Origin of the sequence: Allobosea sp. Root381, assembly GCF_001429395.1 — a bacterium.
Classification (GTDB): domain Bacteria; phylum Pseudomonadota; class Alphaproteobacteria; order Rhizobiales; family Beijerinckiaceae; genus Allobosea.
The window spans coordinates 239,140-254,203 of record NZ_LMJT01000041.1 but is presented as its reverse complement, the minus strand read 5'-3'; the positions used below and the strand labels follow the sequence as shown (position 1 = coordinate 254,203).

Here is a 15,064-nt window from a genome sequence, read left to right as displayed (position 1 = left end):
CCTTTCGAGGTAGGCGGCCTCAGCCGTCGTGCAGCAGGAAGGAGGCCGCGATCGACAGGAGTGCGGCCGCGCCGGCCGCGATCCAGATCGCGGCGAGGCCGATCATGCCATGCACCGTCGCGCCGATGCAGGCGCCCAGCATCAGCCCGAGCCAGAGCAGGAAATGCCTGACGAAGGCGAGGGGCGGGCCGCCCAGCATCGCCGCCGCGATGCGCTGGCCCATCTTGACCAGCGTGCCCGTCATGTAGGTCAGGCCGATCGTGACCTCGCCGTCGCGCTGGAAGACGGCGTTCTCGGAACCCATCGCCACGGCGAGCAGGCAGACCGCTGCCATGGTGAAGCCGGCGGTGTCGAGCGCGGCCGAGACGAACAGGCAGACCGTCACCAGCGCGAGCACGGCCGGAGGCCGGCGTCGGCCCGCGACATGGCCGACTAGCGAGCCCAGCACGACGCCGCCGACGAAGAGCGCGAGGATGCCGGCGGCCAGCGCGATGCCGCCGCCATGGCTGCCGGCGAGCTCGATGCCGAGCCGGGTCGTGTTGCCGGTCATGAAGGAGACGAAGAAGCCGCCGAGCGCGATGAAGCCGAGCGCGTCGATGTAGCCGGCAAGGCCCGAGAAGCAGGAGGCGAGGACAATCGCCCGGCGGTCGTAGCGCATCATCGACGGCTGATCCGACGCGGCCGAGGGGGGACGGGCGCGCTCCCCGGCCATGAGTCGCGCCTGCATCACGATAGGGCCTTGGCAGGAGGCGCCACAATTCCCCGCGACGGCCGGACATATGCTTGCGTCGCGGTGCCGGTTTCGGTTACATCATGATCGGACGCCTAGAGGAACGCCTGTGGTCTCGACCGCCGCCCATGCCCGGATGAGTGACTGCGCCATCGCGCAGGCCGCCGGCATGCGCGCTTCAGCCCTCTCCGGCCTTGGTCTCCTTCTTCTCCTTAGCCGCCCCTGAGGGCCGGCCGGGCATGCATGCCTGGGCGCTCAGGGGAGTGACGAGAACGACCTTCAGATCCCGGGCGCCCTGCATCTGCTGAGAGCGGCGCCAACTCTACCAGGAACACGACCATGACCGTTTCGACCCGGAAGCCTGCCGGCAACGCCTCCGCCCACACTGCCTCCTCGCAGCCCACCTCCTCCAAGGATCGCGTGCTGATCTTCGACACCACCTTGCGCGACGGCGAGCAGTGCCCCGGCGCCACCATGACCTTCGAGGAGAAGCTCGAGATCGCCGAGATGCTGGACGCCATGGGCGTCGACATCATCGAGGCCGGTTTCCCGATCGCCTCGGACGGCGATTTCGAGGCGGTTTCCGAGATCGCCCGCCGCAGCAAGCGCGCGACGATCGCAGGCCTCGCCCGCGCCATCTCGGGCGACATCGCCCGCGCTGGCGAGGCGGTGCGTCATGCGCCGCGGCCACGCATCCACACCTTCGTCTCGACCTCGCCGATCCATCTGGAGCACCAGATGCGCAAGAACCAGGAGCAGGTTCTGGAGATCATCACCGCGACGGTGACGCAGGCGCGCAACCTGGTCGAGGATGTCGAGTGGTCGGCGATGGACGCCACCCGGACCCCCATCGACTATCTCTGCCGCACGGTCGAGGCCGCGATCAGGGCGGGCGCCACCACGATCAACCTGCCCGACACCGTCGGCTATGCGACGCCGGACGAATACCGCACCATGTTCAAGGCGGTCCGCGAGCGCGTACCGAACGCCGACAAGGCTATCTTCTCGGTGCATTGTCACAATGATCTCGGCCTGGCCGTGGCGAACTCGCTGGCCGGGATCGAGGGTGGGGCGAGGCAGGTCGAATGCACGCTGAACGGCATCGGCGAGCGCGCCGGCAATGCCGCGCTGGAGGAGGTGGTGATGGCGCTGCGCGTGCGCGGCGACGTGCTGCCCTACGATACCGGCATCGATGCGACGATGCTGATGCGCGCTTCCAAGGCGGTCTCGACCGCCTGCTCCTTCCCGGTGCAGTACAACAAGGCGATCGTCGGCCGGAACGCCTTCGCCCATGAGAGTGGCATCCACCAGGACGGTATGCTGAAGAACAACACCACCTACGAGATCATGACGCCGGCCTCGGTCGGCGTGACCAAGACCTCGCTGGTGATGGGCAAGCATTCAGGCCGCGCCGCCTTCCGTTCGAAGCTGAAGGACATGGGCTACGACCTGGGCGACAACCAGATGGAGGACGCCTTCACCCGCTTCAAGGCGCTCGCCGACCGTAAGAAGCATGTCTATGACGAGGATATCGAGGCGCTGGTCGACGAGAACATCGCCACCGCCCATGACCGCATCAAGCTGGAATCGCTGACGGTGATCGCCGGCACGCGCGGGCCGCAGCGCGCGACCATGAAGCTCGACGTCGAGGGCCGCCACGTCACCGAGGAGGTCGAGGGCAACGGCCCGATCGACGCGATCTTCAAGGCGATCAAGACGATCGTGCCGCATGAGGTGACGCTGGAGCTCTACGACGTCCACGCCGTCACCGAGGGTACGGACGCACAGGCCGAGGTCTCGGTCCGGCTCTCGCGCGACGGTTCCTCGGTTACCGGCCGCGGAGCCGATCCGGACACGCTGGTCGCCTCGGCCAAGGCCTATCTCGCGGCGCTGAACAAGCTGATCGCGCGCGGCGCGCGGCTGCATGCGCAGGCTGCGGAGTAAGCACGCGCCTCTCGTCATGGTCGGGCTTGTCCCGACCATCCACGTCTTCGCTGGTCGAGTGTGGTGTTCAAGACGTGGATGCTCGCCACAAGGGCGAGCATGACGGCACAGCCCGCCCCGTTCATGACGCCTCGCTACGCCGAATCCGGTGGATGAAGGCCTGCGACCAACTGGCGCGCGGCGCATTCCTTGCCTCTATTCCGCTCGGGACCGGCGCGGGCCGGCGCTGAACGGAGCGGGCGATGGGTTACTTTCCGAAATGGACGTTGAAGACATCCGGCGCGGTGATGCCGGATGAGCGTCTGCCTGCCGGGCAGACCTTCATCGCCGGCCTGCAGCATGTCGTCGCGATGTTCGGCGCGACCGTGCTGGCGCCGGTGCTGATGGGCTTCGACCCCAACGTCGCGATCTTCTTCTCCGGCATCGCGACGCTGCTATTCTTCGTCATCACGCGCGGCCAGCTGCCGAGCTATCTCGGCTCCTCCTTCGCTTTCATCGGCGTGGTGATCGCTGCCACCGGCTATGCCGGCTCGGGGCCGAACCCGAATATCGGGATCGCGCTCGGCGGCATCATCGCCTGCGGCGCCCTCTATGCGCTGATCGGCCTCGTGGTCCAGGCCGTCGGCACCAACTGGATCGAGAAGCTGCTGCCGCCTGTCGTGACCGGCGCCGTCGTCGCCGCGATCGGTCTCAACCTGACCGCCGTCGCGATGAACATGATCTCGGCCAGCGCCTACACCAAATGGATCGCGCTGTTCACGGTCGTCGCCGTCGCGCTCGTCGCGGTCTATGGGCGCGGCCTCGCCCAGCGCCTGCCCATCCTGATCGGAGGCCTCGCGGCCTATATCGCCTACACCCTGACGGCCTCGAGCTTCGGCGCGCCGCCGGTCGATTTCGCTCGCGTCGGCGCGGCAGCCTGGTTCGGCCTGCCGAATTTCGTGGCGCCGGTGTTCGACGCCAAGGCGATGGCGCTGATCGCGCCGGTCGCGATCATCCTGGTCGCCGAGAACCTCGGGCACATCAAGGGCATCGCCGTGATGACCGGGCGCAATCTCGACCCGCTGATCGGGCGCGGCTTCATGGCCGACGGCGTCGCCACGATGATCGCCGGCTCCGGCGGCGGCACCGGCGTCACCACCTATGCCGAGAACATGGGCGTGATGGCGGTGACGCGGGTCTATTCGACGCTGGTCTTCGTGGCGGCCGGCATCATCGCGCTGGTACTCGGCTTCTCGCCGAAGTTCGGCGCCGTGATCGGCACGATCCCCGTCGCGGTGCTGGGCGGGCTCGCCGTCGTTGTCTTCGGCCTGATCGCCGCTACGGCCGGACGAATCTGGGTCGAGAACAAGGTCGATTTCTCGGAGCCGAAGAACCTGTTGACCGTCGCGACCGCGCTCATCCTCGGCGCCGGCGACCTCAAGCTGCCGATCTTCGGCTTCGAACTGGGTGGCATTGGCACCGCGACCTTCGGCGCGATCGCGCTCTATCACCTGCTGAACCGCAAGCCGGTCTGAACTTATCCACGGTCCGCGAGACTTTGTTTCGCGGACCGTCAGATTTCTGTCGCAGGTGGGTGGACAGGGCAGGGGGGCTTTGCTACACGCCCCCTGCCTGACGCGGCCGACGCCGCTGAACGGCAACGCTTCGTGGCGTTGGGTGATTAGCTCAGTTGGTAGAGCAGCTGACTCTTAATCAGCGGGTCGTAGGTTCGAGCCCTACATCACCCACCACGGACCTTCCTGAAATCGCTGGATAATTCCGCAAGTGCCTCCGGTCTTGAGCCGACGGCGTCGGGCGGTTTTCCTCTCGCTCGCTGCGCCTGGCCGCAGGCGGCCGGGCCTAGCGATCACTGGCTTTTCGAACGCGATTTTCTGCGTGCCCTGACGCCGGCGGTTGGCGGCGCAGTTGGCCTTCTTTTCATAGTCACGACATAGCTTTATCTTCCGCGAGATCTTGCGCGCTCGCCGTAGGAGATATCGAATTTTCCATCTGAGCGTCGATATCCGCGTCAAAACCCCGTCAATTGACCAAATTGACTAGATGCCTCAGCGCTTGTGCTGGATATAGCCTTGCTATAACCGAGGCGCAAAGCGGGCCAGCGTCGAGCATGGCTCGTGCGCGATTTGGGAGCATCGACACGTGAACGGCCTACTGCGGATCAGCCGCGTCATCGACGCGATCAACGGCCAGATCGGCAAGAAGGTCGCGTGGCTGATCCTGGCGGCGGTCATGATCTCGGCCGGCAACGCGATCATCCGCAAGCTTTTCAACTGGTCGTCTAACTCGCTGCTCGAACTGCAATGGATGCTGTTCGGCGCGGTGTTCCTGATGTGCGCCTCCTGGACGCTGCAGTTGAAGGAGCACATCCGCATCGACATCGCGAGCAACCTGATGCCGAAGCGCGTCCAGCAATGGATGGAACTGCTCGGCCATCTCCTGTTCCTGATGCCGTTCTCGGTCCTGACCGTCTATTACTCCTGGCCGTTCTTCATGCGCTCCTACGCCATCAACGAGCAGTCGCTCTCCGCGGGCGGGCTGGCGCAGTGGCCGGCCAAGGGCCTCGTCGTCGTCGGCTTCGCGCTGCTGACCGTCCAGGGCCTGTCCGAGATCATCAAGCAGATCGCGATCATGCGCGGCGTCATCGCCGACGACGACACAGCCGGCGGCCTCGCGGCCGCGGCCGAGGCCGAAGCGCAGCGGCTGCTCAACCAGGCCAAGGAACAGGGCATCGCCCCTTGAGCCTTCCCAGCGACGCCGGGTCAAAAATCATGTTCGCACTCCGCTCTCCGCGCCTCGCCGGCGCCCTCCTGACGCTCGCCGCGTTCTTCCTGCTGCACACGGGCGACGCACAGGCCGCCGGGCTGGCCGATTTCCTGCGCGCCAATCTCGGGCCGGTGATGTTCGCCGCCCTGATCGTCTTCCTGCTGCTGGGCTATCCGGTCGCGTTTTCGCTCGCGGCCAACGGGCTGGTCTTCGCGCTGGTCGGCATCGAGCTAGGCCTGTTCCAGGAGAATTTCCTGCAGGCCATGCCGGAGCGCGTCTACGGCACGATGAACAACGACGTGCTGCTGGCCATCCCGTTCTTCACCTTCATGGGGCTGATCCTCGAACGCTCCGGCATGGCGGAGGACCTGCTAGACACGATGGGGCAGCTCTTCGGCCCGCTGCGCGGCGGCCTCGCCTATTCGGTGGTCTTCGTCGGCGCGCTGCTGGCGGCCACCACCGGCGTCGTCGCGGCCTCCGTGATCTCGATGGGGCTCATCTCGCTGCCGATCATGCTGCGCTACGGCTATGATCGGCGTCTTGCATCGGGCGTGATCGCGGCGTCGGGAACGCTGGCGCAGATCATCCCGCCCTCGCTCGTCCTGATCGTGCTGGCCGACCAGCTCGGCCGCTCCGTCGGCGACATGTATGAGGCGGCCTTCATCCCCGGTCTCGTACTCGCCGGTCTCTACGCCGGCTATATCTTCCTGGTCAGCCTCTTCGCGCCCAACCGGGTTCCGGGGTTGCCGCCGGAGGCGCAGACCCTGCGGGACGCCGACGGCAAGACCCGCCGCCGCTCGCTCGCAGTGGTGACGGCCATCTCCTTCGGCCTCGCCTATGCCTATATGAAGCTCGGTACGAACGTCACGGGCGGTTCCGACTTCGCCGTGCTGATGCTGATGCTCGGCATCGCGATCTCGCTCGTCATCGCCATCGGCAACCGGGTGCTGCGGCTCAACCTGCTCTCGCGCATGGCCGAGCAGGCGGTGTTCGTGATGGTGCCGCCGCTGGCGCTGGTCTTCCTCGTGCTCGGCACGATCTTCATCGGCGTCGCCACGCCGACGGAAGCCGGCGCGATGGGTGCGGCGGGGGCGATCATCCTCGCCTACGCGAAGCGCGCGATGACGTTCGACCTGCTCAAGCAGGCGGTCGAATCGACTGCGAAGCTTGCGGCCTTCGTGCTCTTCATCCTGCTGGGCGCCCGCGTCTTCGCGCTGACCTTCTACGGCGTCAACGGCCATATCTGGGTCGAGCATCTGCTCGTCGGCCTGCCCGGCGGCGCGGCGGGTTTCCTGGTCGTCGTCAACGTGATGGTCTTCCTGCTGGCGATCTTCCTCGACTTCTTCGAGCTCGCCTTCATCGTCGTGCCGCTGCTGGCGCCGGCGGCGGACAAGCTCGGGATCGACCTGATCTGGTTCGGCGTCATCCTCGCGGTCAACATGCAGACCAGCTTCATGACCGCGCCCTTCGGCTTCGCGCTGTTCTTCCTGCGCTCGGTGGCGCCGAAGTCGGCCTATATCGACAAGATCACGGGCAAGCGGATGGAGCCGGTCACCACGGGGCAGATCTATTGGGGCGCGGTACCCTTCGTCGTGATCCAGTGCATCATGGTCGCGCTCGTCATCCTGTTTCCGCAGATGGTGATGCACTACAAGTCTTCGGCCGTGCAGCTCGACCAGCAGGCGATCGACAAGCAGTTCGATTCGATCCAGATCCCGGGCATGGGCGATGGCGGCGGCCTGCCGGGGATCGATTTCAGTGCGCCGCCGAGCTTCAAATAGTTCGGCGTTCCGCATCGGAACTTTGCAGCAGAATACGAAGCCGGCATCCTCGATGCCGGCTTCGTCGATTTCAGGTGGTGCGGACGGCGGCGAACCTTTGGCGGCGGACATGCGTTGATCCTCGAAAAGAGGACCAAGCCAAGCCATGATAGCGATCACGAATGCGGCCGATCCCGGACAGCCTGCCAGCCCGACGCCTCCGCCGGAGGCTCCCCCGCTGACGCCGCATGAGGTGCCGCCGGCACCCCCGGTGGAAGCGCCGCCGGACGAGGAACCGCAGGGCATTCCGACCGAGCCGCCGCCGGAACTACCGCCGGAGAAGCCACCGGAAGCACCGCCCGCGACGCCGTTCGACCTGCCGCCGGACCGCGGCCCGCGGCAGCCTATGGAGTAGTGGTTTCGATCACGGGAGCGGACTGCTCCCGCCGTTATTCCGGGCTCGCCCTACGGGCGCCCGGAATGACGGCGGGCTCTTGTGAGCGGCCTGTTCGACTCAGACCGGAGGTGCTTCGCCCGAGCCGATGTCCCAGTAGAGCCCGGCCATCAGGCCGAGAGCCTCGCGCGCGATGGCATAGGGCAGGTGTTCGTCCGGAGCATGCTGCGAGCAGCCCGGATAGGAATGCGGCACCCAGATCGTGCGCAGGCCGAGAATCTCCGCGAAGATGTCGTTCGGCAGCGAGCCGCCGAGATTCGGCAGCAGGGCCGGCTTCTTTCCGGTGCTTTTCGCGATCGAATCGATCGCGAAGGTGACCCAGGCATCCTCGGGGTCGAGCCGCGTCGCGCCGAAGCGCTCGGTGCCGGGCATGATGATCTCGACCATACCGAAGCCGTTGCGGTCGAGATGTCGGCGCAGCGCGGGCACGACGTCGGTCGGGTCGATGCCGACGACGAAGCGCAGCGCGACGCGAGCCCAGGCGCTCGGTGGCACCGCGTTGACGGGCGTTTCCGGCACGCCCGACTTCATCGCCAGCACGTCGAAGGAGCACCAGCCGAAAACCTGCTCGGCTGGCGAGAGATCGGGCTCGCCCCAGTTCGGGTCGAGGGTCGGTCCGTCCGGGCCGCCGTCGATCTCGCAATCGGCGACTGCCTCGCGCACCGCGCGAGGCAGTTCCTTCGGCACCCATTCCTTGATGCGAATCTGGCCGGTCGGCGAGGTGATCGAGGCGATGGCATGGGCGAGCTGGATCGCCGGGTCGGAGAGAATGCCGCCCCAATTTCCGGAATGATGCCCACCCTCGCGCGCCACGATCTGCAGATCGAAGGTGATGACCCCGCGCGCGCCGAGGAAGACGGTCGGGCGCTCGGCGTTGAGCCGCGGGCCATCCGAGGCGACGAGCACATCGGACCTGAACAGCGCCTTCTCGTCCTCGCAGAGCTCGCGCAGGCCTGGAGAGCCGGATTCCTCGCCCATCTCGATCAGGTATTTGGCATTGAAGCCGAGCTTGCCGCGCGTCTCGATGACGGCGCGGAGCGCGTTGATGTTGATGACGTGCTGGCCCTTGTTGTCGACCACGCCGCGGCCGTACCAGCGGCCATCGCGCTCGGTCAGCGTCCAGGGCGAGAGGCCCTCGCTCCATTGCGCGTCGAGGCCGCGGATGACGTCGCCATGGCCGTAGCCGAGGACCGTCGGCAGGCTTTCGTCCTCGATGCGCTGGGCGAAGAGGAAGGGCCCCTTGGCTTTCGGATGGTGCAGGATGCGGCATTCGAAGCCGAGCCCTTCGAGGAGCGGCCGCATTTCCTTTTCGAGATACTCGGCGAGGACCGGGGCGCGGTCGGGATTCTGGCTTTCGGTCGGCATCGCGATGAGCCGGGCAAGGTCGCTCTTCAGAGCGCCGGTGTCGAAATAGTCCTGTGCATGCGCGATGGCCTGGGCGCGGGTCATGGAAGCTCGCTATTCTGATTTATCGAACGGAACGGGCTGATCGTTGCCGATGCTGCCGGGCCTTGATACTGGCACGGGCATGCAGGGATCGGCCACGGGATATCGCGGGCAGGGGATGTGCGCCCGATGATGGGCGAGAGCGCCCTCATGGTGCCGCATGCGCACCAGCTCGTCGCACGCGACGTCATCCTCGCAGCACGCGAATCCGGCGCGCCGGGCTTCCTGCTTGGGGATCTGACCGGGCTCGGCAAGACGCTCTCGGCCTGGCTGGCGCTGTCGGCGATGCCCGAGCAGGACATCCTGGTGATCTGTCCCAAGGGCGCGATCCCGCAATGGCGGCGCAGCATGGCGCTTTCCGGCCTGCCGCCGAAGCGCGTCACGCTGATGAATTTCGAGCGGACGAAGTCGCTGCTGGCGCCGCCTGCCGATTCGAAGAAGCGCTCGGTCCGGGCGAAGAACAACGAGCTTGCTAAGCATGGCGTGCCGAAGCGGGTCTGGCCGCTGGTCGTGATCGACGAGGCCCACCGCATCCGCAACCCGAACTCGCAGCAGGGCCTGGTCTGCCGGCAGATGGCGGCTGCCGCGAACTTCACGATCTACATGAGCGCGACGGCGGGCCAGTCCCCGCATGAGCTGTCCTATCTCGGGCCGCTGCTGGCGCGGGCGGCTGGCATGCCTACTGCCGATCTCGACGGTTTCCGCGTGCTGATGAAGCGGCTGAAGATCGGGCGCGCCAAGGGGCGCTGGAAGAACTGGAGCTGGGAGCCGAACGAGGACGACCGCAAGGCGATGGCGGACCTGCTCTATCGCGGCGGAAACGCCATCGGCCTGCGCCGGCGCCCGGAGGAGATAGCCGGCTGGCCCGAGGTGCAGCGCGAGCTTGCGCCGGTCGCGCTCGAAGCCGCGTCGCGCAAGCTCTACGAGGCGACATGGCGCGAATTCCGCAAGGAACTCGGCCTCGCCGGCGGCTCGACGCGCAAGCCCCAGGGTTGGGCCGCCGATCTCCGCTTCCGCCAGAAGGCGAGCCTGCTGCGGATTCCGGGCACGGTCGATTTCTGCGACGATCTGCTGGGCAATGACGAGCAGGTCGCCGTGTCGGTCGCCTTCCTGGAAACCAGCGCCATGCTCGCCGATACCCTGCGGGGGCGCGGCTGGCGCGTGGGCGAGATCAATGGCGAGCGTTATGGCCTGCAGAACGAAGAAACGCGCGTCGCGTTCCAGACCGGGCAGCTCGATGCGGTGATCTTCACGGTGACGGAGTCGATCTCGCTGCATCGCGGCGAGATGCCGGGGGGCGAGCGCGAGCGCTCGCTGGTGATCCACGACATGCGCCACAGCGCGATCCAGCTCCAGCAGATCGAAGGCCGCTGCCACCGCGACGGCCAGCATGCGACCATCTTCTACGCCTATGCTGAGGACACGGTGGAGGAGGCGATAGCAGGCACGGTGATCCAGCGTATGGCGGCGATGGACGGGCTCGCGGGCGACGACACCGCGATGCTAGAGGCGATCGCCGAGGCGATGGAGGCGGCGTAGCGCTCTTCCGTCATTGCGAGCGAAGCGAAGCAATCCAGGGGCGGCAGAGCTCTACGCCCTCCTGGATTGCTTCGCTCCGCTCGCAATGACGGTGAGGATTTTATGTGTCCTCGCGCGCCGGCCCCAACAGCGCGAGCCTTCCGCGCACGGCCTCGTCATCCAGCAACGCTCCGGCATTGCCGTCCAGCCGGTGGCGCCAGTTCGGCTTCTCCACGGTGGTGCCGGGCACGTTGGGCTGGGTGCGGATGCCGAGCGCGTCCTCGATCGGCAGCAGCTTCAGCGTGCAGGGCGTCCTGGCGATGTAGCCCACGGCCGCATCCACGACCGGGGCCGTGTCCTCGGGCTCCGGCCGCTCGCCCTCGACGAGGGCGGCGTCCCGGAAGGCGCCCCAGAGCAGGCCGCGATCCCAGGCGCGGACGCCTTGATGGTCGATGCCGTCATCCGTCGTCGGGAGGTCCGAGCCCGCCCACCAGCCGGCGGTCGGGACGAGATCATGGGTGGTGGTGAGGGCCGCGGCGCCCGCATCCCATTCCTGGGGCGGGACATAGCCGTCGCCGGCGCGTTCGAAGCGCAGAACCCGGAGGCCGGCAACACCCTGTTCGCGCAGATAGTCGCGGAAGCCATAAGGCAGCGTGCCAAGATCCTCGCCGATCACGATGGCGTCGTGCCGCCAGGATTCGAGCGCCGCCAGCCGGAACAGGGTTTCGGCGGGGAAGGCGACATAGGCGCCGTCGAGCGCGCCCGCCCCTTCGGGTATCAGCCAGAGCCGGCTCAGCCCCATGACATGGTCGATGCGGACTCCCCCGGCATGGCGCAGGCCCGCCCGCAGCGTCTCGATGAAGGGCGCAAAGCCCGAGGCCGCGAGCCCGCGCGGCGAGAAGGTGGTGAGGCCCCAGTTCTGCCCGTCGGCAGAGTAATAGTCGGGCGGGGCGCCGATGCTGAGCCCGCCGAGGACCTCGTCCTGACGGCTCCAGGCATGGCTGCCGGAGCCGTCCATGCCGATGGCGAGATCCGCGATCAGTCCGATCGCCATGCCGGCCTCGCGGCAGGCGCGCTGGGCCTCGCCATAGGAACGGCCCGTCAGCCATTGCAGGAAGATCTGATAGGCGACCTCATCCTGATGGGCCGCGGCGAAGGCTGCGACTTCCGGGCTGTCGGGGTCGCGATAGGGAGCGCCCCAGCTCCGCCAGCTCCAGGCGTTGGGATCACGGCGCAGCTCCGCGGCGTGCAGAACCTCGAAGATCGCGTGAGATCTCAGCAGCGGCGAGGCCTCGGCCAGCACCCGCTCGAAATCGCCGCGAGCGGGCTCGGCCGCGCATGCGGGCGCGCGCAGAGCATCGAAGAGGGCGCGGAGCAGCTTCTGACGCAGCGGCGTCGCCGCCGGCCAGTCTATGCGTTCGAGCCCAGAGAGCCGCGCCATGTCCTCGGCCAGCCCGGCCTGCACGATCAGGTTCTGCAGCAGGCTCGCAGGTAGCACGGCCGCAGGATCGGCATGAAGCGGGTTGTAGAACAGGCGCGTCGACGGCGAGTAAGGGCTGAAGCGTCCAGGGTCCGCGCCGTAGAGAGCGTGGACCGGGCTGATCGCCAGCGCATCTGCGCCGCGAGCGGCGGCAGCCCGGCCGAGCGCAGCTACCCCGCCGAAATTGCCGATGCCGCCGTCGTTCTCGCTGCGCAGCGAATAGATCTGGGCCGCGAGGCCGAAGCCCGGCGCGCCGCCGTTGAGATCGGCGAATGTGACGCAGCGGTTCGGTGCCGCCGCGACGGTGAAGTCGCCCTGCGCGGTATGCACCGTATGATAGCCCGGCACGTCGAAGGCCGGTAGGGTGAGGGTGCCGTCGTCTGCCTCGACAGTGACGACGCTCCGTCGCTCGCCGCGCTCGAGCGTGATCTCGACTTCCGTCCCGGGCTTCCCGGCCAGCGGCAGGCTAACCGTCTGGCCAATACGGGCGGTGGTGAAGCGCGATGTCGTGGCCGCGTTGAAGCCGCCCTCCATCTGCGAAAGCGAAAAGCGCATGGCGGCATCGCTGTCGGCCGGCAGCCCGAGAGCGAAGAGCAGCGCTCGCAGGGTGTCGGGCGAGACGGCGCGTTCGGTGCCGGTCTGGTCGGTCCAGTGAGAGGCGATGCCGGCCTTGATCGCGAGCTGGCGCAGGAGGTCGTCGCTCTTCATGCCCAAAGGTTCTCGCGATGGCTCAGACGGCGTGCGGATCATGCTCGAGCACGATGAGCCCGAGCGGGGGGAGGGTCAGGGAGACACTCTGGGATTGGCCATGGGCACTGATGGCATCGCTGCGGACACCACCGCCATTGCCCAGCCCGCTGCCGCCATAGCTGTTGGCATCGCTGTTGAGGCGCTCGCGCCAGAGGCCCGGCCTGGCGACTCCGATGCGGTAGTCGTGGCGTGGCACCGGCGTCATATTGGCGACGACCATGATCTCGGCCTTGCCCCGCGCGCTCGAGCGGCTGAAGGCGAATACCGAGTTCACGGCGTCGTCTCCCACCACCCAGGCGAAGCCTTCCGGCGCATGGTCGAGCCGGTAAAGGGCCGGCGTCGCGCGGTAGAGCGCGTTCAGGTCCTGCACGAGCTTCGACACGCCCTGCCGGTGCGCGTCGTCCTGATGCGGCCAGGGGAAGGGGGCGTCGACGTTCCATTCCTGCTCGGCGCCGAATTCGCAGCCCATAAACAGCAGCTTCTTGCCAGGATGGGCCCACATCAGCGCCAGAAAAAGCCTAAGGTTGGCGAAGCGCTGCCAGTCGTCGCCGGGCATGCGCGCCAGCAGCGAGCCTTTGCCGTGCACGACCTCGTCATGGGAGATCGGCAGCACGAAATTCTCCGAGAAGGCGTAGATCAGGCCAAAGGTGACGTCGTCGCCGTGATGGCGGCGATGGACGGGATCATGCGCGAAATAGCGCAGCGTGTCGTGCATCCAGCCCATGTTCCATTTGAAATGGAAGCCGAGCCCGCCGTGATGGACCGGCTTCGTAACGCCCGGCCAAGCGGTCGATTCCTCGGCGATGGTGACGGCGCCGCGGCCTTGCGCGCCGACCAGCGTGTTGAGCTCCTGAAAGAACGCGACGGCCTCGAGGTTCTCGCGCCCGCCGAGGTGGTTGGGCACCCATTCGCCGTGCTTGCGGCTGTAGTCGCGGTAGAGCATCGAGGCGACCGCGTCGACGCGCAGGCCGTCGAGATGGAAGGTGTCGAGCCAGAACAGGGCGGAGGCGAGCAGGAAGCCGCGCACCTCGCGGCGGCCGACATTGTAGATCAGCGTGTTCCAGTCGATGTGGAAGCCCTGGCGCGGGTCCTCATGTTCGTAGAGCGCGCTGCCGTCGAAGCGCGCGAGGCCATGCTCGTCCGATGGAAAATGGGCGGGAACCCAGTCGAGGATCACGCCGATGCCTGCGGCGTGACAGCGATCGACGAAGCGGGCGAAGGCCTCCGGCGGGCCGAGCCGCGCGGTCGGCGCGAACATCGCGAGCGGCTGATAGCCCCATGAGCCGCCGAAGGGATGCTCGGTAATCGGCATCAGCTCGACATGGCTGAAGCCCATATGCTGGAGATAGGGGATCAGCCTGTCGCAGGCTTCGTCCCAGGAGCCCATCTGGCCCCATTCGGTCCGCAGCCAGGACCCGACATGGACTTCGTAGGTCGCCATCGGCTCGGCCATCGGATGTGCGCGCGCTCGCTTCTCCAGCCAGGCTTCATCCGTCCAGGCAAACTCCGGCTGCGCGGCCACGACGGAGCCGGTGCGGGGCGGGGCCTCGGTGCAGCGCGCCAGCGGGTCGGCCTTCCAGGGCAGGCGTTCGCCCGACGCCGCGATCAGCGCGTATTTGTAGACCGCGCCGGGCCCTACGCCGGGAATGAACAGCTCCCAGAGGCCGGAGCCGAGCCGGTGGCGCATCGGGTGGCGGCGCGCGTCCCAGCCGTTGAAGTCGCCGACGACCGCGACGTGGGAGGCGTTCGGCGCCCACACGGCGAAGAGCACGCCGTCGGCCCCGTCGAATTGCCGCAGATTGGCGCCGAGCCGCGTCGAGAGGTCGAAATGCCGGCCTTCGGCGAAGAGATGGATATCGTCGTCCGAGAGCAGCAGGCCGAAGCTGTATGGATCGGCGGCTTCGCTGATCCCGTCCGGCCAGGCCGTGCGGATGCGATAGGGCGTGCCGTCCGGGCAGGGTGCCTCATAGAGCCCGTTGCCGTTGCCGATCATCGGCGTGGCGCGGCGCCCTTCGCCCTCACCGGTGACGAGTTCGACGTAAGCGGCGCCGGGCAGCCAGGCGCGCACGAGCGCGATATCCTCGACGAGATGCCGTCCGAGCACGGCGAAGGGGTCGGGATGGCGCCCCTCCTCGAGCATCATGATTTCGCTTGTGGAGAGGCTTGGCAATCGCAACGGCAATTGGCGCGTCATCGGGGCGGGCTCCGCAACTGGACCG

General features: G+C 67.3%; 10 protein-coding genes and 1 tRNA gene. 7 read left to right on the top strand and 4 right to left on the bottom strand.

Features of this window, described 5'->3' with window-relative positions; genetic code table 11:
- Positions 1 to 19: 19 nt before the first annotated feature.
- Positions 20 to 661: a YoaK family protein gene (locus tag ASE63_RS22640; RefSeq protein WP_056807492.1), complete on the bottom strand. Its 642-nt coding sequence runs from the start codon at positions 659 to 661 to the stop codon at positions 20 to 22.
- A gap of 408 nt (positions 662 to 1,069) precedes the next feature.
- Here ASE63_RS22640 and ASE63_RS22635 point away from each other — a divergent pair, with 408 nt between their 5' ends.
- The 6 genes from ASE63_RS22635 to ASE63_RS22610 all read left to right on the top strand — a co-directional run bounded on the left by ASE63_RS22635 (position 1,070) and on the right by ASE63_RS22610 (position 7,612).
- Positions 1,070 to 2,674 carry a 2-isopropylmalate synthase gene (locus ASE63_RS22635; protein ID WP_056806995.1) on the top strand — a complete coding sequence of 535 codons (1,605 nt, stop codon included), beginning with the start codon at positions 1,070 to 1,072 and terminating at the stop codon, positions 2,672 to 2,674.
- 242 nt (positions 2,675 to 2,916) lie between these two features.
- On the top strand, positions 2,917 to 4,188 hold the full coding sequence (locus ASE63_RS22630; protein WP_056806992.1) for a solute carrier family 23 protein: 1,272 nt from the start codon (positions 2,917 to 2,919) through the stop codon (positions 4,186 to 4,188).
- Positions 4,189 to 4,328: 140 nt separating this feature from the next.
- Positions 4,329 to 4,404: transfer RNA gene (locus tag ASE63_RS22625), tRNA-Lys, on the top strand.
- A 409-nt stretch (positions 4,405 to 4,813) separates the two neighbouring features.
- Positions 4,814 to 5,413 (top strand): TRAP transporter small permease subunit, encoded by a 600-nt coding sequence (locus ASE63_RS22620; RefSeq protein WP_056806989.1) that lies wholly within the window; start codon positions 4,814 to 4,816, stop codon positions 5,411 to 5,413.
- 122 nt (positions 5,414 to 5,535) lie between these two features.
- Entirely contained in the window at positions 5,536 to 7,218 is a 1,683-nt protein-coding gene (locus tag ASE63_RS22615) for a TRAP transporter large permease subunit (protein WP_156410568.1), read from the top strand.
- Between the two features lie 145 nt (positions 7,219 to 7,363).
- A complete protein-coding gene (locus tag ASE63_RS22610) occupies positions 7,364 to 7,612 on the top strand; it encodes a hypothetical protein (protein WP_056806986.1) in 249 nt (82 codons plus the stop codon).
- A 99-nt stretch (positions 7,613 to 7,711) separates the two neighbouring features.
- On the opposite strand, the gene ASE63_RS22605 is transcribed toward ASE63_RS22610, so the two are convergent.
- Positions 7,712 to 9,100, bottom strand: coding sequence for a M20 family metallopeptidase (locus ASE63_RS22605; RefSeq protein ID WP_056806982.1), 1,389 nt, complete (start codon positions 9,098 to 9,100; stop codon positions 7,712 to 7,714).
- A gap of 126 nt (positions 9,101 to 9,226) precedes the next feature.
- Here ASE63_RS22605 and ASE63_RS22600 point away from each other — a divergent pair, with 126 nt between their 5' ends.
- Positions 9,227 to 10,636: an SNF2-related protein gene (locus ASE63_RS22600; protein WP_056806981.1), complete on the top strand. Its 1,410-nt coding sequence runs from the start codon at positions 9,227 to 9,229 to the stop codon at positions 10,634 to 10,636.
- Between the two features lie 100 nt (positions 10,637 to 10,736).
- On the opposite strand, the gene malQ is transcribed toward ASE63_RS22600, so the two are convergent.
- Both malQ and glgB read right to left on the bottom strand, forming a co-directional pair.
- A complete protein-coding gene (gene malQ / locus ASE63_RS22595) occupies positions 10,737 to 12,803 on the bottom strand; it encodes a 4-alpha-glucanotransferase (RefSeq protein WP_082610204.1) in 2,067 nt (688 codons plus the stop codon).
- A gap of 22 nt (positions 12,804 to 12,825) precedes the next feature.
- The gene (glgB, locus tag ASE63_RS22590; RefSeq protein WP_244491542.1) at positions 12,826 to 14,988 is read right to left on the bottom strand and encodes a 1,4-alpha-glucan branching protein GlgB; all 2,163 of its coding nucleotides are present in this window, start codon (positions 14,986 to 14,988) and stop codon (positions 12,826 to 12,828) included.
- Between the last annotated feature and the right edge of the window lie 76 nt (positions 14,989 to 15,064).

Excerpts from the sequence above, each read along its gene's own strand:
- ASE63_RS22640 (WP_056807492.1), bottom strand. The coding sequence starts at position 661 with ATGATGCGCTACGACCGCCGGGCGATTGTCCTCGCCTCCTGCTTCTCG.
- ASE63_RS22635 (WP_056806995.1), top strand. The coding sequence starts at position 1,070 with ATGACCGTTTCGACCCGGAAGCCTGCCGGCAACGCCTCCGCCCACACT.
- ASE63_RS22630 (WP_056806992.1), top strand. The coding sequence starts at position 2,917 with ATGGGTTACTTTCCGAAATGGACGTTGAAGACATCCGGCGCGGTGATG.
- ASE63_RS22610 (WP_056806986.1), top strand. The coding sequence starts at position 7,364 with ATGATAGCGATCACGAATGCGGCCGATCCCGGACAGCCTGCCAGCCCG.
- ASE63_RS22605 (WP_056806982.1), bottom strand. The coding sequence starts at position 9,100 with ATGACCCGCGCCCAGGCCATCGCGCATGCACAGGACTATTTCGACACC.
- ASE63_RS22600 (WP_056806981.1), top strand. The coding sequence starts at position 9,227 with ATGATGGGCGAGAGCGCCCTCATGGTGCCGCATGCGCACCAGCTCGTC.
- malQ (WP_082610204.1), bottom strand. The coding sequence starts at position 12,803 with ATGAAGAGCGACGACCTCCTGCGCCAGCTCGCGATCAAGGCCGGCATC.
- glgB (WP_244491542.1), bottom strand. The coding sequence starts at position 14,988 with ATGATGCTCGAGGAGGGGCGCCATCCCGACCCCTTCGCCGTGCTCGGA.